Origin of the sequence: Gluconacetobacter sacchari (assembly GCF_014174255.1) — a bacterium.
In the GTDB taxonomy this organism is placed as follows: domain Bacteria; phylum Pseudomonadota; class Alphaproteobacteria; order Acetobacterales; family Acetobacteraceae; genus Gluconacetobacter; species Gluconacetobacter sacchari.
The window spans coordinates 20,311-42,433 of record NZ_JABEQJ010000030.1 but is presented as its reverse complement, the minus strand read 5'-3'; the positions used below and the strand labels follow the sequence as shown (position 1 = coordinate 42,433).

Sequence of the window (22,123 nt, the reverse complement as noted above, 5' to 3'; positions counted from 1 at the left end):
CTCCCGACAAACAAGCACAGCGCGCGGCACACGGCCTGGAACAGGCGGCGCTCGACCTGCCGGACGGCAGCCCGTCGCGACGCGTCACCATCAGCCGGCATAGGCCGAGGGCTTACCGGGGCCGCAGGACCCGGGCAAGGCCCAGTCACATTAATTCGTGTTTTTCGGTCCATCCGCGTTATCCGGGCATAAAAAAGTCGTAACCGCTCCCTATCTCTGTCTGTGCGCCATCGCGCCCAGCGGAGACGATCAGACAAAAGACGGTTGCCTTGTTTTCGCCACCGTGCCGCCCCGCCAGACACACGAACGGGGTGGAAACCGGCTGCATCGAAAGACGATATCCCGCAGTCGGCGCGCGTCGCGCCCTTTCGACGAGGAAGAAGATCATGACGATCCGCATCACTGTCTCTCACTTCACCCGGGCGACCCTGTTCGGCGCCGGACTTCTGGCGCTGGCGGGCTGCGGCAATCCGTACGATCCCGGCGCCCGTGCCGGAACCGGCGCGCTGATCGGCGCGGGCGGCGGGGCCGCGATCGGCGGGTTGGCCGGCGGCGGCACGGGAGCGCTGATCGGGGCGCTGGGCGGCGGCGCGGTCGGTGCCGCAACCGGGGCCGCCACCACCCCCAATCCGCCGCCGCGCCGTTACAATTCGGGTTATTGAGTCGCGGTCGTCATCGCCCCCATCATGCCGGCCCCATAATGGGTGCCGGCCTGAAACCACGAGAATCCCATGACCTCTCTTCGCATTCCCCCCCCTCTGGCCCACAGACCCGTCCGCAAGGCAGGTGTCCTGGCGCTGGGCGCGCTCGCGCTGTCGCTGGCGGCGTGCAGCAATCCGTACGATCCTGGCCAGCGCGCGATCGGCGGCGGCCTGATCGGCGCGGGTGGCGGCGCCGCGATCGGCGCGCTGGCCGGCGGCGGTCCGGGTGCCGCGATCGGTGCGCTGGCCGGCGGCGCGGTCGGCGCGGCGACCGGCGCCGCCACCACGCCCCGACAGCGGCCGCGTCCCTATTATTACCCGCCGCCGAACGGCTACGCGGCGCCCGGCTACGGACAGTACGGACCGTACGCGCAGCCGGCCTATCCGCCCCCGCCGCCTCCGCCGCCCCCTCCCGGCTATTACGATTACTAACGCCGGACGGCACAAAAAACGGGACCTCCCACAGGAGGTCCCGTCTCTCCATCAGTCAGCGACGCCCCGCTGTCACGCGGGCACGGTCAGGGCCTCCGGCTCGGTCCGGGCACGCTTGACCAGCAGCTTGTTCAGCGCATGCACATAAGCCCGGACGGCCGACACCAGCGTGTCGCTGTCGGCTCCCTGCCCGTCCACCAGCTTGCCGCCTTCTTCCAGCCGCACACTGGTCCGCGCCTGGGCATCGCTGCCCTCCGTCACCGCACCGACCGAATAGAGTTGCAGGGTCGCCTCATGCGGGAAGATCGCCCGCACGGCGTTGAAGGCAGCGTCAACCGGCCCCTGCCCGGTCACGTCGGCGCTGCGCGCCTCGCCATCGACCTCCAGCGTCAGCTCCGCGCGCGCCGGCCGACGGGACCCGGCTTCGATATCCAGCGAAACGAAGCGGATGCGGGCATGGTCGCGCGCCTCGTCATCCACCAGGGCCGCCAGATCCTCGTCGTAGACGACCTTCTTGCGGTCGGCCAGGTCCTTGAAACGGGCAAAGGCATCGTTCAGATGCACCTCGTCCATCTCGCCATACCCCATGGCCTTCAGCTTGTCGCGAAAGGCCGCCCGGCCGGAATGCTTGCCCAGCACCAGGGACGACCGGGTCCAGCCCACGCTCTCCGGGGTCATGATCTCGTAGGTCGCGGCATTCTTCAGCACGCCGTCCTGATGGATGCCGCTTTCATGGGCGAAGGCATTCCGCCCGACGATCGCCTTGTTGGGCTGCACGTCGAAACCGGTGATGGTCGCCAGCATGCGCGACATCCGCAGCAGGTTCTGCGTCCGGATACCCGTCTTGTAAGGCAGGACGTCCTGGCGCGTGCGCAGCGCCATCACGATCTCTTCCAGCGCCGCATTGCCCGCGCGCTCGCCGATGCCGTTGATCGTGCATTCGATCTGTCGCACGCCCACCGCCAGAGACGCGATGGTGTTGGCCACCGCCAGACCCAGATCGTTATGATTATGAGCCGAGAAGATCACCGTGTCCGCACCCGGAACACGCGCCTTCACGTCGGCGAAGATCCGCGCCATGTCCTCGGGCGTCGCGTAGCCCACAGTGTCGGGGATATTGATCGTGGTCGCCCCGGCCTTGATCGCGGCCTCGACGCATCGGCACAGGAAATCCGGATCGGTGCGCGACCCGTCCTCGGCCGACCATTCGACATCATCGGTGAACTGGCGCGCCGCCCGGTTGCCGGCGACGATCAGGTCCAGCACCGTCTCCGGCTCCATCCGCAGCTTGTATTTCATATGCAGCGGCGACGTGGAGATGAAATTATGGATACGCCCCCGCTCGGCTGGGCGAATGGCCTCGCCCGCGCTCGCGATGTCGTTCTTGCCGCCGGTGCGGGCCAGGGCGCAGACCACCGGACCACGGATGGCGGACGCGATCTGATGCACGCTCTCGAAATCGCCCTTCGACGCCACCGGAAAGCCGGCCTCGATCACGTCGACTCCCAGTTCGGCCAGGGCCTCCGCCATCCGGAGCTTCTCGGCCAGGTTCATCGAGAAACCGGGGGATTGTTCGCCGTCGCGCAGGGTCGTGTCGAAGATGATGACCCGGTCGTCGTCAATACGGCCGAAGGACGGATGGTGGATTGTCATGAAATACCTCGGACAGGTCCGGAATGTTCGCCTGCAAGCGCCACATGGGCGCCGCCTCCTCGCATGCGGGATCGCTCCCGCCATCTCCCCTGGGCGCGCCGGCATCACGCCGACCCTGAACGCTCAGGGGCAGATAAGTCGAAGACGAAGGAGGAGGCCCGCCCGATCGCGGGCGCGCGACACCAACAGCGCCTTGGCGCCGGACAGCCCTGCCGTCATGGTGATCGCGTTTACCATGGCGCGCACCATACAGGCCGCCCCATCGATTGCAACAGAAAAGGCCATTGGCCGCCCGCTATGGCGGGCGCATCACAATGCCAGCCTGTCGCGGATGCTCTTTGCAACCTGCTCGGGCGTCAAATCGGCCGTATCCAGTTCCAGATCGTACTGCATGCCCCGATGCATCCTGTCATATTGCCAGCGGGGCAGGCCGATCGCGCGGCCGTCGCGCGCGCGTTCCCGTGCCTCCGGAACCGCCAGCGGCGCGAACAGGCCGACCAGCCGCGCATCGCAACCTGCCAGCAGCGTGCGATACTCCCGCGCGTCGGCCACATCCAGCATCACGTCATCCACGATCAGATCGTTCCCCTGCCCCGCCATGGCGGCCACGGCGTGCCGCATGCCGCGCATGGCACGCGCCATGATCGGACCACTGCGAATGGCGATCGACGGGTGCCCGCCCCGCACCTCCGGAAGAAACCGCAGACCGTCCGGATGATCATGCGCCCAGGGCGGCAGCATGCCGATGAAATCGTCCATCGCCACATGCAGGAACGGCCGGTCCAGCAGGCCCAGAAGCACCCGCGCAGCGGAACTCTTCCCGACGCTGCCCACGCCATTGAGGATGACGACACAGGGTTGCCGAACCCTACAGGCCTCCGATGAACGATATGCGGCGACAACCGCGCCGCCGCGGTCTCACCCCGTCAGGCGCGTCACCCCGCCGGCCGAGGCGAAATACCGGTCGACCGCCTGCTTCATCGCGCCCGCGACCATCATCCGGTGCCCCGCCTGGCGCAGCGCGGCCTCGTCCATCCGGTTCGACATGAATCCCATCTCGACCAGTACCGAGGGAATATCCGCCGATTTCAGCACGACGAACGCCGCATGACGCGCCGGATGGGTCAGCAGGCCGATCCGCGGCCGGAACGCCTCCACCACGCTGCTGGCCATATGGGCGGCCCCCCGCCGCGTCTCCTCGGTCACCAGGCTGGCAAGGATCGCCGCGACCTCGGGCGAATTGGCATGCACGCGCGGGCCACCGAACCGGTCCGCGCTGTTCTCGGTCCGGGCCAGGGCCGCGCTCTGCGCGTCCGACGCCTGCCCCGACAGCGTATAGACGCTGGCCCCGCGCACCGAACGGTCGGTCAGCGCATCGGCATGCATCGAAATGAACAGCGCCGCATTATGCGCATGCGCGATCTCCACCCGCCCTTCCAGCGGGATGAAGCGGTCGTCCGCCCGCGTCATCGCCACGCGATAGGCGCCGCTGGCCAGCAATTGCCGTTGCAGTTCGGCAGCGGCGGCTTCGGCGATATGTTTCTCATATGTGCCGGACACCCCGATCGCGCCGGGATCCTTCCCGCCATGGCCCGGATCGAGCATGACCAGCGGCAGCGGCGCCGCCGCCCGCCCCACGATCGCCGGTGCCCGCGCCGCATGCCGGGGATGGGCCACCGTCCGGTGTGCCGCCGCTCCCGCCGCGCCGGCCCGCGCGGCAAGCCCCGCGCCCAGCGTGGCCAGCAGGACCGACCGCCGCCCCCGGCGACCGCCGGCCGCCCCTTCGGAATGATCTGCAACCATCGAAACCGCCCCTTATGGCCATTTCCGGCGCCGATGATAGCAGGGTTCACCCCCTTCGTCTGCATTTCAAAGGCTTGCGCGCGATCATTGAGACCGGCCGTCAGCCGTTCATTCCAGACAGCGACAGCGCTTGCAGCGCGGCCCCAGTTGGGTCATGCTTACGCCGTGATGGGTCCGCGTCGGCCGGTGCCGGAAAACGGCAAGGCCGGCAGGACCGGGCCCATCCGGCAGGCCGCCCCCGCTTCGCGGGCCACGGATGCCGCTCCACCCGTCCGCAAGGCCGGCGCAGGATGACGACGCCCTTTATTCCGACGCCGCACCGCGCACGCGCAGGTGCGCGTCACCGCCTGATGAGGATGGATGAACGCCACGCGATCCGCGTCCGCAGACAGCCCGGCACAGCGCACGTCACATGGGGCGCGCGCGGGCATGATCTGCGCGGATTTCGCCGCAACGGCTTCCGGATCCGTCGTTTTGTTACCCATGTCTATCTTTGCCCCTCCCCCCCGTCGCAATGGCGCGTCCCCCATGAGGACGCCTGGCAGACAGCCGGAGCGGGCATACCGGAGTTCCGTTTTTAATGACCAAGCGCATGCTGATCGACACGACCCACGCGGAAGAAACCCGCGTGGTCGTGATGGATGGTAACAGGCTCGAAGATTACGACGTCGAGGCGTCGGCCAAGAAGCAGCTCAAGGGCAATATCTACCTGGCCAAGGTCATCCGGGTAGAACCGAGCCTGCAAGCCGCCTTCGTCGAATATGGCGGCAACCGCCATGGCTTCCTGGCCTTCAGCGAGATCCATCCCGACTATTACCAGATTCCGGTCGCGGACCGCGAAAAGCTGCTGGCCCTCCAGGAGGAGGAAGCCCGCACCGAGGAAACCCAGGCGGAAGACGACACCGGCGACGCGCCCCCCGTAACGGACGCCGTGGCCGAGGACGCGCCCGAGGGCGAAGCCGAACCCCTGCCCGAGACCGTCGGCGGCGAGACCGATACCGGCGACGAGAGCCTGGTCCAGCGCCGCATCGCCCGCTTCCTGCGCAACTACAAGATCCAGGAAGTGATCCGGCGCCGTCAGGTCATGCTGGTCCAGGTGGTCAAGGAAGAACGCGGCAACAAGGGCGCCGCGCTGACCACCTATATCTCGCTGGCCGGCCGCTATTGCGTGCTGATGCCCAATTCGCTGCGCGGCGGCGGCGTCTCGCGCAAGATCACCTCGGTCGCCGACCGCAGGCGCCTGAAGGACGTGATCGCGGAATTGCAGATCCCGCGCGGCATGGCGATGATCGTCCGCACCGCCGGCGCCCAGCGCCCCCGGCCCGAGATCATGCGCGACTGCGAATATCTGCTGCGGCTGTGGGACGACATCCGCGACCTGACGATGAATTCGGTGGCCCCCGCGCTGATCTACGAGGAAGCCAGCCTGATCAAGCGCGCGATCCGCGACATCTATACCCGCGACGTGACCGAGATCCTGGTGGATGGCGAGCCGGGCTGGAAATCGGCGCGCGACTTCATGCGCATGCTGATGCCGCAGAGCGCGCCGAAGGTGAAATGCTGGCGCGACGGCGCCCAGCCGCTATTCTCGCATTTCAACGTCGAGGGCCTGCTGGACTCGATGCTGTCGCCGACGGTGCAACTGCGCTCGGGCGGCTATCTGGTCATCAACCAGGCCGAGGCCCTGGTGGCGATCGACGTCAATTCGGGCCGCTCGACCCGCGAGCGCAATATCGAGGAAACCGCGCTGCGCACCAATCTGGAGGCCGCCGACGAGGTCGCCCGCCAGTTGCGCCTGCGCGACCTGGCCGGCCTGATCGTCATCGATTTCATCGATATGGAAAGCCGCAAGCATAACGGAATGGTCGAGCGGCGTCTGAAGGACGCGCTGCGGACCGACCGCGCGCGGATCCAGGTCGGCACGATCTCGCATTTCGGCCTGCTGGAAATGTCGCGCCAGCGCCTGCGGCCGTCGATCACCGAATCCTCCTTCACCCCCTGTCCGCACTGCCAGGGCACCGGCATCATCCGCGGCACCGAAAGCGCCGCCCTGCACGTTCTGCGCGCGGTCGAGGAAGAAGGCGCCCGCCGCCGCGCGGCCGAGATCACGGTCCATGTGGCGGCCGAGATCGCGCTCTATGTCCTCAACAACAAGCGCGCCTGGCTCGACGAGATCGAGAAGCGGCACAAGATGCGCGTGGTGTTCTCGCCCGATGCTTCTCTGTTGCCGCCCCAGTTGCGCATCGAACGCGTGCGCCCGCAGACCGAACGGTTCGAACCGGTGGTCCACGCCGCCCTGCCCGAGCCGGTCGAGGCCGAGGTCGAAGCCACGATCGAGACCGAACCGGCCCCCCCCGTGGTGCGCGAAATCCCGATCCAGGCCGAAGCCCCGGCGTCCATCGAAGATGCTCCGCGTACCGCCGAGGGCACCGACGACGGCACCGACCATCGTCGGCGGCGCCGGCGTCGTCGGCGGCGGCGGAGCGGCGAGCGGCCGGCCGATGGCACGCAGCAATCGACCTTTCTCGAAGCCGGCGACGAGGAAGAGGAGTCCGAGGCGGACACCGCCGAACCCGTCGTCGCGTCGCCCGAGCCCGTCGAAGCCGAGCCGCCGCGCGAGCGCACGGATGATGGCCGCGACCGGTCGCGCCGCCGACGCGACCGGAACGACCGGCGCGAGCCCCGGCTTGTCGATGCCCCCTATCGCGGTCCGACGCCGGCCAATCCGTTCGGCAACGGCATCATCGACATCTTCGACGTGATCGAGCAATCGACCGAATCCCTGCCGCCGGTCGCCCCCGCGCCCCGGCAGCCGGTCATCGAAGCCAAATCGGCCGTGGATGCCGGAAAACTGGCGGAGATCGTCGATATCGCCGAAACGCTGGCGGTGTCGGAACCCGAGGCCGTGCCAGTGACCGTGGTGGTGGAAGCCGAGCCCGAAAGCACGTCCGAGGCCGCGCCGGTCGAGGAGGCGCCCAAGCCCCGCCGCCGTCGCAGCCCACGTGCCCGCAAGGATGCGGATGCCGAGCCCGCAGCACTCCCGGCGTCGGCGGAGCCGGTCGCGGCCCCCGTGGAAGCGGTGCCGGTCCCCGAGCCCGTGACGGAGGAAGACCCCGCCCCGGCGCACCGGACGCGCCGCCGCCGCACGGCCAAGGTCGCAGACTCAACCCCGGCCGCGCCGGTGGAGGCCGTGGAGACGGTCGCCGAACCCGTCGCGGAAGCACCGGAGAAGAAGAAGCCCGGTCGCAAGCCGGCCGCACGCGCGGCGACGGCCGCCAAGCCGCGCAAGACCACGAAGACCGCCAAGGCCGCACCCGTCGAAGCCGTCGAGGCCACGCCTCCCGAGGCGACCGACACGGGCGAGGCCGCAGCCAAGCCCAAGCGCGTCCGCAAGGCTCCGGCGCGCGCGAAGGCCGTGAAAGCGACCGATGCCGCTCCGGCCTCCAAGGCCGCGACGACGGACGAACCGGCGGCGCAGCCGACCGTGATCGACGAAGCCACGCCCGCCCCGGCCCGCCGCACCGGCTGGTGGCGGCGCTGACGGAAAAAGGCCCCGCATCCTTGCCGGATGCGGGGCCTTGACCGATAGAAGCCGATTTAACAGGCCCGCCCCACCGGGGCGGGCCTTTTTGTCGTCAGCCTGTGACGAGCGAGGCACGCCGCAGCGGCATGGTCATGCAATGGATGCTGCCCCCGCCCTGCGAGAACTGGTTCAGTTCGGGGTCGATCACGGTCAACCCCTCGGCGCGCAGCATCTCGTTGATCCGCACCGAATGGCGCGGGCTGACCACCCGGTCGCGGCCCAGCGCCAGCACGTTGCAGCCCATGTCTCGCATCGCCTCCTTGTAGCTGACCGGCAGCAGCCGGATGCCCTGGCCGCGCAGCCAGTCGAGATCCTCGTCATCCAGCACGTCGATGGCGGCGATGGCGAGGTTTTCCGTCACCATCGTGAAAATGACATCCAGATGCAGGAAATGTTCCGGGAAACGGATCATGCGCGTCGTCCATCCGGCGGCCTCGAACCAGCCCAGGAACTCGCGCGCGCCCGCCTCGTCGGTGCGGCCGCCCGTCACGCCCACCACGACCAGGCCCGGGCGGATGATATGGATATCCCCGCCCTCGATATGGCCCTGGCTCGCACTCTTCCAGATCTCGTCGGGTTGGAAGAAGGTACGGATCTCACCTTCCTCCGCCCGGCGCTCGGGCCGCATCAGGCGCGTGACGACGGTCCCCCAGGGCGTGGTCTGCGAACTGTCGCGGGTATAGACCTGATAGGGCATGCCCGCGCGCGGTTGCAGGAAATGACAGGCCACGCCGGCCCCTTCCAGGGCCGAAACCAGTTCGCCGAACTGCGCCGCCAGCGCCGCCCTGTCGATCCGCGCGCCCTTCGCCATCGTCTGGATCGCGATGTCGTTGCTGGGGATCCAGGTGTAATTGTCGGGCGGGCACAAAAGAACATCCGACAATTCGCCGGTTTCGCTGTCGATGAACCACCGGTTCGACGTCATGTACCCTCTCTCCTTCCGCTCGTCCGTCATGGGCGTCAGACCCCATTCTCGACCGTAAGCTAGGACGAAGGCACCGACCGCGCGATTTAAATCTGGTGGAGTTCCCTTTGGGTTTTGACAAATCAAAAACCAACCGAAATGGTGTATAGGGTCCCGATCCGGCTGGCGCCAGCCGGACCATTCCGCCCCACGAAGGATGGACCGTTTGCCGAACCCCCGCCCGTCTGCCCGCATGCCTTCCCGATCCCTGCCAGCCTCCGATCGCATCCTGCGCCACATCCTGGCCCTGGCCCTGTTCGCCCTCGCCATCGCGGTGCCGGGCGCGCGGGCGCAGGCCGAAGACCTCCCCGGCTTCGTGCATGACGGGCAGCTCACGCTGTGTACCAACCCTACCTTGCCCCCGATGACATTCGTCGACGGGTCCGACACCGATGCCCTGGCCGGGATGGATATCGACCTCGCCCGGCGCCTGGCCGCCTACTGGCACGTGACCCTGGTCCCCCAGACGATGGATTTCGAGGGACTGTTCCCCAGCCTCTCCGCCCAGCGCTGCGGCATGGTGATCAGCGGCGTCCTGCGGCAGGCCGGCAGGCTGCGCAATTACGACGCGGTGCCCTACCTGGACTCCGGCGTGGTGGTGGTCGCCCGCGTCGGCACCCCGAAACTCCGCGAAATGGCGGACCTGTCCGGACAGACCGTGGCGGTGCAGTCCGGCACCAGCTACGCCGCGCAGATCGAGCGGGAAAATGATCGCCTGCGCGCCGCCGGCCGGCCACCGATCCTCCTCCAACAATACCCGACCGAGGACCAGGTGGTGCAGCAGGTCCTGATCGGCCGGGTCCATGCCTTCGTCAGCCAGGATGTCGAACTCTATTACCGGCAGAAGCAACTGGGCGGAAAGGTCACGATCATCCTGGCGCCCGACTATCCGGATTTTCACCAGTTCGCCGTCTATATCCGCAAGAATGCCCACGACGACGCCCTGCTGCAAAAGGCGATCGACACGCTGACCCGCCAGGGCGAGATCGCCGCGATGGCGAAGCAATGGGGCATCTCCGGCGACCATCAAAGCGTGTTCACCGAAGGCAAAGCCCCTTCGCGCTTCGATGTCGCCACCTTCTTCGGCGCCCTGTTCTCCGCCGCCTTCCTCAAGGGCGCGGCCCTGACGCTCGTCATCGCCGTGCTGTCGCACCTGACGGCCATCGTGATTTCAATTCCAATGGCGATGAAGCTGAACGGCCGCGATTCGATCATCAAGAGGCTGCTCGGCTTCTACGTCGCCATCTTCCGCGGCGCGCCGACCCTGCTCCAGCTCCTGTTCATCTGGAACGCCCTGCCGCAATTCTTTCCCATCTTCCGCGAGGGCTGGTTCACCCCGTTCCTGGCGACATGGCTGTCTCTGTCGATCAATGAATCCGCCTACCAGGTGGAAATCAACCGCGCGGCCCTGCGCGCCGTCGATCCCGGACAGGTGCTGGCGGCCGACGCGCTGGGCATGACGACCGCGCAGACCTATCGCCACGTCATCTTCCCACAGGCGCTGCGCATCGCCCTGCCACCCACCATCAACGAATTCATCAGCCTGCTGAAGACGACCTCGCTCGCCTCGGTCATCTCGTTGCAGGAACTGCTGGCCGTGACCCAGATCCAGGTGGCGCGCACCTTCCAGTTCACCGAATATTATGCCGCGGCCCTGGTCTACTACCTCGCAATGGTCTTCTTCTTCCTGTTCCTGCAAAAGCGGATCGAGCGCCGCTTCGTCTGGGCCGACCGCAACAAGGCATCCGCCGATGCAGCATAGCACCGCACCCGACCCCACCGCCCGCATCTCGATCCGTGGCCTGAGCAAGTTCTACAAGGACTATCTGGCCCTCGACCGGATCGACCTGGACATCCGCAAGGGCGAGAAGGTCGTCGTGCTCGGCCCGTCGGGATCGGGCAAATCCACCTTCATCCGCTGCCTCAACCGCATCGAACCGCATGACAGCGGCGTGCTGATGATCGACGGCCGGGTCATCGACGACCGCACCGATCTCGCGGCGCTGCGCGGCGCGGTCGGCATGGTGTTCCAGAACTACAACCTGTTCCCCCATCTCAGCGTGCTGGACAATTGCACGCTGGCGCCGCGCCTGGTGCGCGGCATCGCGAAAGCCGACGCCGAGGCCACGGCGCGGCGCTACCTGTCCCAGGTCGGTATCGCCGAACAGGCCGGCAAATTCCCGATCCAGCTTTCGGGCGGCCAGCAGCAGCGCGTCGCCATCGCCCGCGCCCTGTGCATGAGCCCCGAGATCATCCTGTTCGACGAACCCACCGCCGCCCTGGACCCGGAATCCATCTCCGGTATCGTCGGCATCATGCGCGACCTGGCGGAACAGGGCATCACCACCATCTGCGTGACTCACGAAATGGGCTTCGCCCGCCACATCGCCGACCGCATCGTCTTCATGGACCGGGGCGCGGTGCTGGAAATCGCACCGCCCGAGGAATTCTTCACCGCCCCGCGCACCGACCGGGCGCAGGCTTTCCTCGCGCAGATGATCCGTCACTGACCCGTTCGCCGACGCCACGCGGCACGACGACAAAGTAAACTTTGGAACCTTCTCAACGAAACGATCCCCCTTTTCGTTCTTGGATGGGAACAAGATCATCCAGGACGGAAAGACATCATGACAGCACGCACCAGTTCCCCCTGTCGTACCGCCATCACACAGAGGAACCGGCATGTCCTGTTCTCCGCGCTGCTTCTGGCGGGGGTCAGCAGCATCGCCGCGCATGCCGCCCCCGCCACCCACAGGGCCGCACCCCGCCACGTCCACGCTCCCCAGCGCCCGACGCTGGAGGCCATCACCGTCACCAGCGCGCGCACGGCGCGGTTCCATACCATGGCCAACACGGTCAACACGCTCAGCGGTCGCGAACTCCAGGCGCTGCACATCGTCAGCCCCAAGGAGATCGCGGCCTTCATCCCCGGCGTGACCGCCGTCAACGCCACCTCGGGCAGCACGCCGATCTTCTCGATCCGCGGTATAGGCCTGGATGATTATATCGGCACCAACATGGGCGGGATCGGCATCTATATCGACGGCGTCTTCGCGCCCTACCCGGTGCTGTACAACGGCCAGATGTTCGACGTGCAGACGGTCAGCGTCGAAAAAGGCCCCCAGGGCTTCGAATATGGCCGCAGCACCACCGGCGGCAGCATGAACATCGAATCGGTCAAGCCGACCGGTCATTTCGGCGGCTACCTGGACTGGGGCTACAGCAGCTACGCCACCAACACCGCGCGCGGCGCCATCAACACGCCGGTCACCGATCGGATCTTCAACCGTTTCGCTTTCAGCTACATCAATGGCGAGGGCTGGCAGCACGACATCCATACCGGCCGGCGCTACGGGGCGCAGGACATCCTGTCGCTGCGCAACCTCACCCAGTTCGTCATCGACGACCGCTCGTCGCTGATGCTGAACATCCATTACACGCGCGACAAGGGCACTCCGGTCTCGCCGCAGGACGTGAATGGCGACGCGGTCAACGGCCTGCCCGACCGCACGATCAGCGTGGGCTCGAACGCCAATTACAATGCGGTGAATGTCGGCGACAACCGCGCCTCGCGCAAGGAGAATGGCGGCGGCGTCGGCATCAACTACACCAGGAATTTCGATTTCGGCACATTCACCTCGGCCACCGGCATCGATCTCTACCGCCGCGACGATTACGACAATTACGATGGCGAATCGGTCAATGTCGGCGATTATCGCTGGAACGACACGACCATCGCGCAGTCGCACGACATGCATCTCAGCATGAATCTGGCCAAGCGGCTGAACCTGACGGTCGGCGTCTATGAATCCTATGACAAGATCAACGGCGCCTATACCAGCTACCGCTCCTTTATCCTGGATTCGCCGAACGCCAGCCTGACCGACCATTTCGTCCAGCAGAATCTTTCGACCGGCCTGTACGTCAACACCGTCACACACATCGTCAAGGGGCTGGATTTCATCGCCGCCGGCCGCCTGTCCTATGACGAACGGGGCTTCAACGGCGGAACGGTGGACAATACCGGCGCGGTCACCGGCACGGCGGGCTCGCACCTGTCCTATGTCGACCAGACCCATGACTATGAGCGCCTGACCGGCCGCGTCGGCCTGCGCTACACGATCCTGCCGGGCACGCTGGTCTATGGCACCATCTCCAACGGCTACAAGGCGGGCGCCTATTTCGCGGCGCCGGTCACGGCCCCCCAGGCGCTGGACTACGTCCATCCCGAAAACCTGATCGCCTACGAAATCGGCGCCAAGACCAGCCTGCTGCACAACAAGTTGCAGATCGAAGGCTCGCTGTTCGATTACGAATATCACAACCGCCAGACCCTGTTCGTGGCCGAGATGCCACGCAACATCACGTCGCTCAGCCTGGGCCTGATCCCCAGGGCGCGCACGCGCGGCGGCGAATTGTCCAGCACGCTGCATGATCTGGTGCCCAACCTGGACCTGCGCGGTTCCTTCGCCTATCTCGACGCGCAGACCATCAGTTCGGTCAGTTCCATCGGCGGCCTGCCGCTGCTGGGCAACGTGGCCTCCCATTCCGCCCTGCCCTTCGCGCCGCGCTTTTCGTGGAGCGCGGTCGCGCGCTACGGCATCGACGTGACGCAGCGTTATCGCGTGACCTTGCAGGCCAGCTACACCTGGAAGGACAACATGCTGGTGGCGCTGGGCGACCCGAACGGCAAGACAAGCAAGATCGGCTCGATGGGCCTGCGGATGGAAGTCGGACCGAAGACCGGCAAATGGACGGCCGCCGTGTATGTCGACAACATGCTGAACCAGCACGGCGACACCTATTCCTTCACCGGCAGCGACAACAGCCGCGTGCAGTATATCCAGACACCACGCTGGGTCGGCTGCGACCTGCGCTATAATTTCTAGGCCCGGAGACAAGGCCGCCGCCATGCGTCTCGAACTGTTCAAAACGCTCTGGGGCGACCCCCGGCCCTGGTCGTCCATCATCGCGGAAATGCGGGTCGCGGCCTTTGACGGCATCGAGGCCCGTATCCCCGACACCGCGCGGGACGCGGCCGACAAGGCCCTGCTCCTGCGACAGGAGGGCGTGCCCGTGATCGCCATCGCCCTGACCGGCGGCGGCGTCATCCCCCGCCAGGGCGCCACCCTGGCCGATCACCTGTCCGACCTCCGCCACGCGCTCGGCCGCGCGGCCGTCATGCAGCCCCGCTTCGTCAACGTGCTGGGCGGCAACGACCGCTGGTGCGCCACCCAGCAGGCCGATTTCATCAACCAGGCGCACGAGATCGGGCAGAGCGCCGGACTGCGCTGCGTGTTCGAAACCCACCGCGCGCGCATCCTGTCCTCACCATGGATCGCGCGGGACGTCCTGCGCCAATGCCCCGACGCATCGTTCACGCTGGATATCAGCCACTGGGTCGTCACCTGCGAGCGGCTGCTCGACGACCCCCTGGACGATTTCACCGCCTTCCTCGACCGCGTCCATCACATCCAGGCCCGCATCGGCTACGACCAGGGTCCGCAGGTCCCCCATCCCGGCGCGCCGGAATACGCGGCGGCGCTCGCCTTCCACCAGCGGGTCTGGGCACAGGTCTGGGCCGCGCAGGCCAGGCGCGGCTATGGCATCACGACACTGACGCCGGAATGCGGCCCCGACGGCTACCTGCACACACTGCCCTTCACCAACGCGCCGGTGGCCGATTTGTGGGATCTGAACCGCTGGATCGCGGAAACCGAACGCCGGCATTTCAATGCATTCCAACACGCCTCCCAGGAGACCTGACATGACGACAGCCCCCCCCGGCCGGCGCGAGGCCTTCACCGCGATCCCGGTCATCGATATCGCCGGCCTGTATTCCGCCGATCCCGCCGACAGGCAGGCGGTCGCGGACCGGCTCGGCGCCGCCGCCCGCGATGTCGGCTTCCTCTATATCGCCGGCCACCGCGTGCCCCAGGCGGTGATCGACGGCGTGCGCGCGGCGGCGAAGGATTTCTTCGCGCTGCCCCTGGACCGCAAGATGGACCATTATATCGGCGCCTCCGCCACCCATAAGGGCTTCGTGCCCGAGGGCGAGGAGGTCTACAACAAGGACCGCCCGGACCATAAGGAAGCCTTCGATATCGGGTTCGAGGTCCCGGCCGACAATCCGCTGGTCCTGTCCGGCACGCCGCTGCTGGGCCCCAATACATGGCCGGACGTGCCCCTGTTCCGCGAACGGGCCGAGGCCTATTACCGCGCCGTGTTCGCGCTGGGGCATCTGCTGTTCCAGGGCTTCGCCCTGGCATTGGGCCTGCCGGAGAATGCGTTCGACGACATGGCGCAATTCCCGCCCTCGAAACTGCGGATGATCCATTATCCCTATGACGGCGCGGCGCACGACGCGCCGGGCATCGGCGCCCATACCGATTATGAATGCTTCACCATCCTGCTGGCCGACCGGCCGGGGCTGGAAGTCATGAACGGCGACGGCACATGGATCGACGCGCCGCCGATCCCCGGCACGTTCGTGGTCAACATCGGCGACATGCTGGAAGTCATGACGGCGGGCGCCTTCGTCGCCACCGCCCACCGCGTGCGCAGCGTGAAGGAGGAACGCTATTCCTTCCCCTTGTTCTACGCCTGCGACTATCATACCCAGATCCGTCCCCTCCCGGCCTTCGCCAGGGGCGACGAGGCATACGAGACGATCGGGATCGGCGATCACATGTGGTCACAGGCCCTGCAAACCTACCAATATCTGGTCCGCAGGGTCGAGCGGGGCGAGCTGGCTCTCCCGGCCGGCGCACGCGGCACCGCGACATTCGGTCATTTCAAGCGAAAAACGCAGCAGGCATGAACATGGACTCATCCACCGCCGTACAAGACGCGCCACCGGCCGGACAGGACGAACAGTCCCTGCGCGAGGATCTCGCCGCCGCCTACCGGCTGCTCGCGCTGTTCGACATGACGGACCTGGTCTACACCCATCTCTCGGTCCGCCTGCCCGGCCCCGGCCACACCTTCCTGGTCAACCCGTACGGCCTGCTGTTCGAGGAAATCACGGCCAGTTCGCTGGTGGTGGTCGATGCCGAAGGCCTGCCGAAACAGGCGACGAGCTGGCCGGTAAACCCCGCCGGCTTCGTGATCCATTCCGCCGTCCACCGCAGCCGCCCCGACGCCGCCTGCGTCATGCACACCCACACGCTGGCCGGCATGACCGTGGCCGCGCAGCAGAACGGCCTGCTGCCGCTCAACCAGATCAATGTCGAATTCCACAACCGGGTCGGCTTCCACCCCTACGAAGGCATCGCGGCCGACGACAATCTCAGCGAACGCGAACGGCTGGTCCGCGACCTGGGCGACAATATCGCCCTGATCCTGCAGAATCACGGGCTGCTGACGGTCGGCATCTCGGTCGCGCAGGCCTTCTATCGCACCTATTACCTGGAACAGGCCTGCCGCATCCAGGTCTCCGCGCAATCGACGGGCGCCCCGCTGCACCTGCCCTCGGAAGACAAATTGCTGCGCACCCGCGCGCAGTTCGAGGGCGATCCGGACCAGGGCCAGTTGGTCTGGCGCGCCCTGCGCCGCAAGCTCGACCGCGAACAGCCGGATTATCTCCGCTGACGCTCCCGCCACAACCGCCACATCACCCTCCCTTTTTTGTGAATTTGTCTATATGGTCCGCGGCCCGCTTCCTGCTCCGGCCCGATGAAAAACCGCCTTCTCCCCGCCCGTCGCCGCAGGCCCCGCTTTCTCGGGGCGATGGCCCACACGTTGATGCCGTCGGTCGTCACCCATTGGCTCGGCGCGCGCGCCATCGCCATCGCCCCGGAACAGATCGCCATCCGCGAGGGCCTGCGCGCCGGCGTCGCCGTCAGCACGGTGATGCTCGTCGCCTGGCATATCGACATGCCCCTGATGGCCTGGTCCGCCTTCGCCGCGTTCTGGACCTGCCTGGCCGACCCCGGCGGCCTGCTCCGCCCCCGGATCCGGACCATGGCGTCCTTCGGCCTGGCCGGCGCACTCATCACCGGCACCCTCTCCACCCTGGCGGGCTACCACACCGCCGCCGCCTTCGCCGCGCTGGGCGTCTGCGCGTTCCTGTGCGGACTGGCTCGCGTCCGAGGTCCGGCCGCGACTCAGGTCAGCGTGCTGGCCGCCATCGTCGCCGTCGTCGCCATCTGCTACCCCCGGACACCCCTGGGGGCGCTGACCCTCGCCGGCCTGTTCTCGCTCGGCGTGCTGTGGGCCAAGCTGATCTGCCTGCTGGCATGGCCGGTCGATCCCTGCACCCCGCAGAAACAGGCCTGCGCCGCCCTGTTTCGCGAACAGGCCGGCATGGCCTTCCGCCTGCTCGCCCTGCCGCACCTCCAGAGGGCCAGCCTGCCGACCCGGCAGAAGGAACTCAGCGCCTGGCGGCGCGATATCCGCCATCGCATCGAACAGGTCCGCTCATCGGTCGAAAAACTCCCCGGCGACGCGCCGGTCAGCCCGGCCCGCGCCGCCCTCCTGCCCGCGATCGAGACCGCCGACCGCATCTTCGTCACCCTCATCGCCTTCGAACACGCCGCCTTCTCCGCCCCCCTGCCGCCCGAAACCGCCCGCGTCATCCGCATCACCGCCGCCGCCCTCCGACGCATCGCGCGCGACATCGCATGCGGCCGGCATGCCCCCGACAGTCCCGGTCCTTATGTCCGCGCGCTGACCCGCCTCCCGGCCCACGCCAATGCCCTGTCCACCCGCGCCGCCGCCTGGAACGCCGCCGCCCTGACCGACCTGCAAACCGCATGGCAGGCCGGCGGCAACCCGTCCGGCGACGGCAATGCCCCCTTCACGCCCTCCACCCTGTCGCAGCCACTCAGCCCGGTCCTCCTGCGCCACGCCGGGCGTCTGTCGGTCGCGGTGCTGGTCGCCGGCGGCATCACGTTCGGCCTGCGCCTGCCCTATGCCTATTGGGCGATGATGGCCGCCGTGGTCGTCACCCAGCCGGGTATGAGCACCACGCTCTCCCGCACCATCGAACGCGTCGCCGGCAGCGTCGCGGGCGGCATCCTTGCCGCCATCGCCGGCACGCTCTGCCCGAAATGGCTGGTGCTGATCCTCATCTTTCCGCTCTCGGCCGCCACCATCGCCCTGCGCGGCGTCAACTACACGCTGTGCGTCACCTTCATGACCCAGCTTTTCATCCTGGTCACCGACCTCGTCGGTTCCGACGCCGGCTGGCTGCTCGGCCTGGCCCGCGCGCAGAACAACATTATCGGCAGCCTGGTCGGCATGGCCGCCTGCCTGCTGCTATGGCCGGAAAAATCCACCGCGTCGCTCCCCGCCCTCGTCAGCCGCGCCTTCATGGCCAATCTGCGCTACGCGGCACGCGTCGCCACCGGCGCGGACAGCCGCGCCGAAACCGAGCAGGCACGCCGCCAGGCGGGCACGACCTCCAACAAGGCCGAAATCCTCTGCCAGCAGACCAGCCTCGAAGGTCTCCGCCGTTCGGAAAACCTCAAGATCTGCACGGAAATTCTCTTCCACCTGCGCCAGTTGGCCGGCCTCGCCAGCACAAACTGGCTCGAACGGGCCCCCCACCGCGCCCCAGCCGAGGAGAACCAGGCCGACCTGGCGGCCCTGCGCCATTTTTCCACCCTGCTGGCCGATCCGGCCCACGCGGCGCCGCCCCCGGAACATCTGCGTGAAATGCTCCTGTTTCTCAAACAGCGTCTTTGAACCCCCTGCGACGGAACGCCCGCCCCGATCACGCCTTCGCCGCCCTCCCCCTGCCCCGACGCGCCGCCGGCGCAGACCCGGGGCGGGTTTCCGCGGGCCCGCGCGACGCGCCGAGTTCGTCGAGCGCCGCCGCGATATCCGCCAGGATCGCCGCCTGCCCGGGTGCCAGCGGCTGCTGCGCCGCCACGATCAGCGACAGCCGCTGCGGCGGCATCCTGATGTCGCATAACGGCAGAAAGACCGCCTGCTCGGTATAATGGCCGAACGCGTCCAGATCGCGCATGAAGGCGATCCCCATCCGCCGCTTCACCATGTCGCACAGCAGCGCGACATTGTTCGAGGTGAACACGACATTGAAGGGCCGGGGCACGTCGGCGAACAGCCGCTCGACCATCTGGGCCAGCGCGGTCGAGCCGTCCGGGGCAATGACGGGAAAATTCGCGCAATCCGCCAGATGCAACGTGCCTTTTTTCCGGGTCAGCGGATGGTCCGCCGGCACCAGAACGCCGAGGCGCGAGGCCGCCTGGCTTTCGATGCGCAGGCCGGCGAACGAGGACGGATCGAATGTCAGGCCGATATCCGCCTTTCCGCTCCGCACCAGCGCCGCAACGATGTCCGCGCTGCCGACGACCACGCCGAAGCGCAGGCCGGGCCGCTCGGCGCTCAGCCGCTCGACGAAGGTGGGGATGAAACTCGCCGCCGGCCCGTCCGCCACCGCCAGCCTGATCTCGCCCCCCGTCCCGCTGCGCAGTTCCTCCAGATGGCTGTGCAGCGTGATCTCGTCACGCGCCCAGCGGGCGATCTGGTGCGATACCGCTTCTCCCGCCGCCGTCAGGCGCAGGCCGCCCGGCGTCCGGTCGAACAATCGTATGCCCAGCTTTTCTTCCGCGTTGAGAACCTGCCGGTCGACCGCCGATGCCGCGATATTCAGCACGTCCGCCGCCTTCCGGATCGATCCGCACGCCACAATCTCCTGGAAATAGCGGGAGAATTTCGAAAGGAGAACCACACACACCTCCTTTGGCGTCCCGGGTGCCATCCCCGCCTGCCTGCCGTCCGCCCATTGTCTACGGCAGGTGTACTTAAATTGGCAACATGACGTCCGAAACTTTGCCCTTTCCCGTGCCGTTTCCGCATTTCTATGGTGCTCCGTCCGCCGGGGCGTTCCCGCCCGCGCGACCAGGGGCGAGGTGACCGATGACAAGCCATGGCGACGCAGCCGCCAGAGCAACCGCCAGACACGCGGCGGAACGCGCGGTCGCGCGCTGCCGGCAACTGGCCGAAGCGCCCTACAGCGACATGGCGGGCGGCCTGTTCCGCCCGTTTCTGGGCCCCGCGCACCTGGCCACCCAGGCCCGCGTCGCGGCCTGGATGGAGGAGGCCGGACTGTCCACCCGCCGCGATGCCACCGGCTCGCTGATCGGCCGCTACGAGGCCGCCGAGCCCGGTGCCCCCGCGCTGGTCCTGGCCTCGCACCTGGACAGCGTGCGCGACGGCGGCGCGTTCGACGGTATGCTGGGCGTCCTGCTCGCCATCGAATCCGTCGCCGCCCTCCACGCCGCCGGGCAGCGGCTCCCCTTCGCGATCGAGGTCGTGGGCTTCGGCGACGAGGAAGGCTCGCGCTTCCCGCAATCCATGCTCGGCGCGCGGATTTTCGCGGGCAAGGCATACGGCGCCGTCGCCGCCATGACCGACCAGGCGGGCATCACCCTGCGCGAGGCCATGCACCAGGCGGGCCTGGACATCGATCGCCTGCCCGAGGCCACGCGCGCCAGGGGCGATATCCTCGCCTATTTCGAAGCCCATATCGAACAGGGTCCGGTACTGGATATCGAAGGCCTGTCGGTCGCGGCGGTCGAAGCGATCGCGGGAATCCGCCGCTTTCATGTCCGCCTGCACGGGGTTGCCGGCCATGCCGGCACGGTCCCCCCCTCCCTGCGCCGCGACGCGCTGGCCGCCGGCAGCGAGATCGTCCTCGCCGTCGAGGCCCTGGCGGCACGCCAGGAGGGCCTGCTGGCCACCGTGGGCAGGATCGAGGCCCGGCCCGGCGCGATCAACGTCATTCCTGGCGAGGTCTCCCTGACGGTGGAACTGCGCTCCGGCAATTGCGCATGCCTCGACGACGGCCTGCGCGCGATCGAGGATCGGATCGCCTGGATCGCCACCCGACGCGGGATAAAGGCCGTGCTGTCCGACCATCAGGCATTCCAGCCCGCGCTGTGCGACCCCCGGCTGGTGGCCCTCATGGCGCGCAGCATGACGGCGTGCGGGCTGCCCGCCCGGCGGCTGGTCAGCGGCGCGGGGCACGACGCGATGATGATGTGCGACTGGGTGCCGACCGCCATGCTGTTCATCCGCAGTCCCGGCGGCGTCAGCCATCACCCCGACGAACGGGTCGACATCGCCGATGTCCGGGCCGCGTTCGCCGTCATGGCCGACTTTATCCAACGCCTGCCCCGGGTCCTGGCACCCCCGCGCGACGGAGCACTCTCATGATCCTTGCCGACAGCCACTGCCATCTCGATTTCGATGAACTGGCGCCCGATTTCGACGCCGTCATGGACCGCGCGCGCGCCGTCGGAATCCGCCGCTTCGTCAGCATCGGCACCCAGGTCCGCCAGCATGCGCGCGTCCTGGCCCGCGCGATCGGGACCGAGGACGTGTTCGTCTCGGTCGGCACGCATCCCCACTGGGCCGGAGAGGAACAGGACGTGACGGCCGAGGACCTCGTGGCCCACGCCGCGCATCCCAAGGTCGTGGGCATTGGCGAGGTGGGGCTGGACCGGATCCTGACCGACGCGCCATGGGCGGCCCAGATGCGCAACCTCCTGGTCCATGTCGACGCCGCGCGTCGGACGCAGCTTCCACTGATCGTCCATTCCGTGGGCGAGGACGCGGCGATGGAGGACGTACTGCGCCGCGAGGATGCACGCGGCCGCTTCCCGGTGGTGATGCATTGCTTTTCCGGCGGCCCGGCGCTGGCCCGCGCGAATGTCGAGATGGGGCATTATCTCTCCTTTTCCGGCCTGCTGACCCACCAGGGCCGCGAGGCCCTGCACGATATCGCGGCCCACCTGCCCGAGGACCGGATCCTCATCGAGACCGATGCCCCCTCCCTCGCCCCGGCGCCCTACACCGACACGCGTAACGAACCCGCCTATCTGGTGCATACGCTTGCGTTCCTCGCCCGCCTGCGCGGCGTCCCGATCGAGCGACTGGCGGCCCGGACGACGGCCAATTTCCTGCGGGCGTTCCCCAAGGTCCCCCCGCCCGATGCGTTCTGTTTTTCAGAACGGTGAG

General features: G+C 67.6%; 18 protein-coding genes. 12 read left to right on the top strand and 6 right to left on the bottom strand.

Going from position 1 to position 22,123, the window contains the following annotated elements; genetic code table 11:
* Positions 1 to 178 precede the first annotated feature (178 nt).
* Complete coding sequence (locus tag HLH48_RS18230) at positions 179 to 400, bottom strand: hypothetical protein (protein ID WP_182998907.1); 222 nt, start codon at positions 398 to 400, stop codon at positions 179 to 181.
* Here HLH48_RS18230 and HLH48_RS18225 point away from each other — a divergent pair.
* Complete coding sequence (locus HLH48_RS18225; RefSeq protein ID WP_182998906.1) at positions 387 to 662, top strand: cell envelope biogenesis protein OmpA; 276 nt, start codon at positions 387 to 389, stop codon at positions 660 to 662. The two genes, HLH48_RS18230 and HLH48_RS18225, sit on opposite strands and share 14 nt — an antisense overlap.
* Before the next feature lie 69 nt (positions 663 to 731).
* Positions 732 to 1,133 carry a hypothetical protein gene (locus HLH48_RS23350; protein ID WP_246387488.1) on the top strand — a complete coding sequence of 134 codons (402 nt, stop codon included), beginning with the start codon at positions 732 to 734 and terminating at the stop codon, positions 1,131 to 1,133.
* 72 nt (positions 1,134 to 1,205) lie between these two features.
* On the opposite strand, the gene HLH48_RS18215 is transcribed toward HLH48_RS23350, so the two are convergent.
* From HLH48_RS18215 to HLH48_RS18205, 3 genes are all read right to left on the bottom strand, one after another.
* Positions 1,206 to 2,786: a 2-isopropylmalate synthase gene (locus HLH48_RS18215; RefSeq protein WP_182998905.1), complete on the bottom strand. Its 1,581-nt coding sequence runs from the start codon at positions 2,784 to 2,786 to the stop codon at positions 1,206 to 1,208.
* A gap of 309 nt (positions 2,787 to 3,095) precedes the next feature.
* Positions 3,096 to 3,632, bottom strand: a complete 537-nt coding sequence (locus HLH48_RS18210; RefSeq protein ID WP_182998919.1) for a chloramphenicol phosphotransferase CPT family protein — start codon at positions 3,630 to 3,632, stop codon at positions 3,096 to 3,098.
* Between the two features lie 72 nt (positions 3,633 to 3,704).
* Positions 3,705 to 4,589: an N-acetylmuramoyl-L-alanine amidase family protein gene (locus tag HLH48_RS18205; RefSeq protein ID WP_182998904.1), complete on the bottom strand. Its 885-nt coding sequence runs from the start codon at positions 4,587 to 4,589 to the stop codon at positions 3,705 to 3,707.
* 580 nt (positions 4,590 to 5,169) lie between these two features.
* Here HLH48_RS18205 and HLH48_RS18200 point away from each other — a divergent pair.
* Positions 5,170 to 8,130, top strand: a complete 2,961-nt coding sequence (locus tag HLH48_RS18200; RefSeq protein WP_182998903.1) for a ribonuclease E/G — start codon at positions 5,170 to 5,172, stop codon at positions 8,128 to 8,130.
* 94 nt (positions 8,131 to 8,224) lie between these two features.
* Here the strand turns inward: HLH48_RS18200 and HLH48_RS18195 are convergent, their stop codons facing one another.
* The gene (locus tag HLH48_RS18195; protein ID WP_182998902.1) at positions 8,225 to 9,097 is read right to left on the bottom strand and encodes a dimethylarginine dimethylaminohydrolase family protein; all 873 of its coding nucleotides are present in this window, start codon (positions 9,095 to 9,097) and stop codon (positions 8,225 to 8,227) included.
* A 196-nt stretch (positions 9,098 to 9,293) separates the two neighbouring features.
* On the opposite strand from HLH48_RS18195, the gene HLH48_RS18190 reads away from it, so the two are divergent.
* From HLH48_RS18190 to HLH48_RS18160, 7 genes are all read left to right on the top strand, one after another.
* The gene (locus HLH48_RS18190; protein WP_182998901.1) at positions 9,294 to 10,898 is read left to right on the top strand and encodes an ABC transporter substrate-binding protein/permease; all 1,605 of its coding nucleotides are present in this window, start codon (positions 9,294 to 9,296) and stop codon (positions 10,896 to 10,898) included.
* Positions 10,888 to 11,646, top strand: a complete 759-nt coding sequence (locus HLH48_RS18185; RefSeq protein WP_182998900.1) for an amino acid ABC transporter ATP-binding protein — start codon at positions 10,888 to 10,890, stop codon at positions 11,644 to 11,646. Before HLH48_RS18190 ends, HLH48_RS18185 begins: the two co-directional genes overlap by 11 nt.
* Before the next feature lie 117 nt (positions 11,647 to 11,763).
* The gene (locus tag HLH48_RS18180) at positions 11,764 to 14,025 is read left to right on the top strand and encodes a TonB-dependent receptor (protein ID WP_182998899.1); all 2,262 of its coding nucleotides are present in this window, start codon (positions 11,764 to 11,766) and stop codon (positions 14,023 to 14,025) included.
* 22 nt (positions 14,026 to 14,047) lie between these two features.
* A complete protein-coding gene (locus HLH48_RS18175; RefSeq protein WP_182998898.1) occupies positions 14,048 to 14,902 on the top strand; it encodes a sugar phosphate isomerase/epimerase family protein in 855 nt (284 codons plus the stop codon).
* A 1-nt stretch (position 14,903) separates the two neighbouring features.
* Complete coding sequence (locus tag HLH48_RS18170) at positions 14,904 to 15,956, top strand: isopenicillin N synthase family dioxygenase (RefSeq protein ID WP_182998897.1); 1,053 nt, start codon at positions 14,904 to 14,906, stop codon at positions 15,954 to 15,956.
* Between the two features lie 2 nt (positions 15,957 to 15,958).
* On the top strand, positions 15,959 to 16,726 hold the full coding sequence (locus HLH48_RS18165; protein ID WP_182998896.1) for a class II aldolase/adducin family protein: 768 nt from the start codon (positions 15,959 to 15,961) through the stop codon (positions 16,724 to 16,726).
* Between the two features lie 84 nt (positions 16,727 to 16,810).
* Entirely contained in the window at positions 16,811 to 18,823 is a 2,013-nt protein-coding gene (locus HLH48_RS18160) for an FUSC family protein (protein WP_182998895.1), read from the top strand.
* Between the two features lie 28 nt (positions 18,824 to 18,851).
* On the opposite strand, the gene HLH48_RS18155 is transcribed toward HLH48_RS18160, so the two are convergent.
* The gene (locus tag HLH48_RS18155) at positions 18,852 to 19,832 is read right to left on the bottom strand and encodes a LysR family transcriptional regulator (RefSeq protein WP_182998894.1); all 981 of its coding nucleotides are present in this window, start codon (positions 19,830 to 19,832) and stop codon (positions 18,852 to 18,854) included.
* 188 nt (positions 19,833 to 20,020) lie between these two features.
* On the opposite strand from HLH48_RS18155, the gene HLH48_RS18150 reads away from it, so the two are divergent.
* Positions 20,021 to 21,319 carry an allantoate amidohydrolase gene (locus tag HLH48_RS18150; RefSeq protein ID WP_182998893.1) on the top strand — a complete coding sequence of 433 codons (1,299 nt, stop codon included), beginning with the start codon at positions 20,021 to 20,023 and terminating at the stop codon, positions 21,317 to 21,319.
* The gene (locus HLH48_RS18145) at positions 21,316 to 22,122 is read left to right on the top strand and encodes a TatD family hydrolase (protein ID WP_182998892.1); all 807 of its coding nucleotides are present in this window, start codon (positions 21,316 to 21,318) and stop codon (positions 22,120 to 22,122) included. Before HLH48_RS18150 ends, HLH48_RS18145 begins: the two co-directional genes overlap by 4 nt.
* Position 22,123 lies beyond the last annotated feature (1 nt).

What these genes read in the sequence shown, in the direction of transcription:
- HLH48_RS18225 (WP_182998906.1), top strand. Translation starts at nt 387, where the DNA reads ATGACGATCCGCATCACTGTCTCTCACTTCACCCGGGCGACCCTGTTC.
- HLH48_RS18230 (WP_182998907.1), bottom strand. Translation starts at nt 400, where the DNA reads ATGCGGATCGTCATGATCTTCTTCCTCGTCGAAAGGGCGCGACGCGCG.
- HLH48_RS23350 (WP_246387488.1), top strand. Translation starts at nt 732, where the DNA reads ATGACCTCTCTTCGCATTCCCCCCCCTCTGGCCCACAGACCCGTCCGC.
- HLH48_RS18215 (WP_182998905.1), bottom strand. Translation starts at nt 2,786, where the DNA reads ATGACAATCCACCATCCGTCCTTCGGCCGTATTGACGACGACCGGGTC.
- HLH48_RS18205 (WP_182998904.1), bottom strand. Translation starts at nt 4,589, where the DNA reads ATGGTTGCAGATCATTCCGAAGGGGCGGCCGGCGGTCGCCGGGGGCGG.
- HLH48_RS18200 (WP_182998903.1), top strand. Translation starts at nt 5,170, where the DNA reads ATGACCAAGCGCATGCTGATCGACACGACCCACGCGGAAGAAACCCGC.
- HLH48_RS18195 (WP_182998902.1), bottom strand. Translation starts at nt 9,097, where the DNA reads ATGACGTCGAACCGGTGGTTCATCGACAGCGAAACCGGCGAATTGTCG.
- HLH48_RS18190 (WP_182998901.1), top strand. Translation starts at nt 9,294, where the DNA reads ATGGACCGTTTGCCGAACCCCCGCCCGTCTGCCCGCATGCCTTCCCGA.
- HLH48_RS18185 (WP_182998900.1), top strand. Translation starts at nt 10,888, where the DNA reads ATGCAGCATAGCACCGCACCCGACCCCACCGCCCGCATCTCGATCCGT.
- HLH48_RS18180 (WP_182998899.1), top strand. Translation starts at nt 11,764, where the DNA reads ATGACAGCACGCACCAGTTCCCCCTGTCGTACCGCCATCACACAGAGG.
- HLH48_RS18175 (WP_182998898.1), top strand. Translation starts at nt 14,048, where the DNA reads ATGCGTCTCGAACTGTTCAAAACGCTCTGGGGCGACCCCCGGCCCTGG.
- HLH48_RS18170 (WP_182998897.1), top strand. Translation starts at nt 14,904, where the DNA reads ATGACGACAGCCCCCCCCGGCCGGCGCGAGGCCTTCACCGCGATCCCG.
- HLH48_RS18165 (WP_182998896.1), top strand. Translation starts at nt 15,959, where the DNA reads ATGGACTCATCCACCGCCGTACAAGACGCGCCACCGGCCGGACAGGAC.
- HLH48_RS18160 (WP_182998895.1), top strand. Translation starts at nt 16,811, where the DNA reads ATGAAAAACCGCCTTCTCCCCGCCCGTCGCCGCAGGCCCCGCTTTCTC.
- HLH48_RS18150 (WP_182998893.1), top strand. Translation starts at nt 20,021, where the DNA reads ATGACAAGCCATGGCGACGCAGCCGCCAGAGCAACCGCCAGACACGCG.
- HLH48_RS18145 (WP_182998892.1), top strand. Translation starts at nt 21,316, where the DNA reads ATGATCCTTGCCGACAGCCACTGCCATCTCGATTTCGATGAACTGGCG.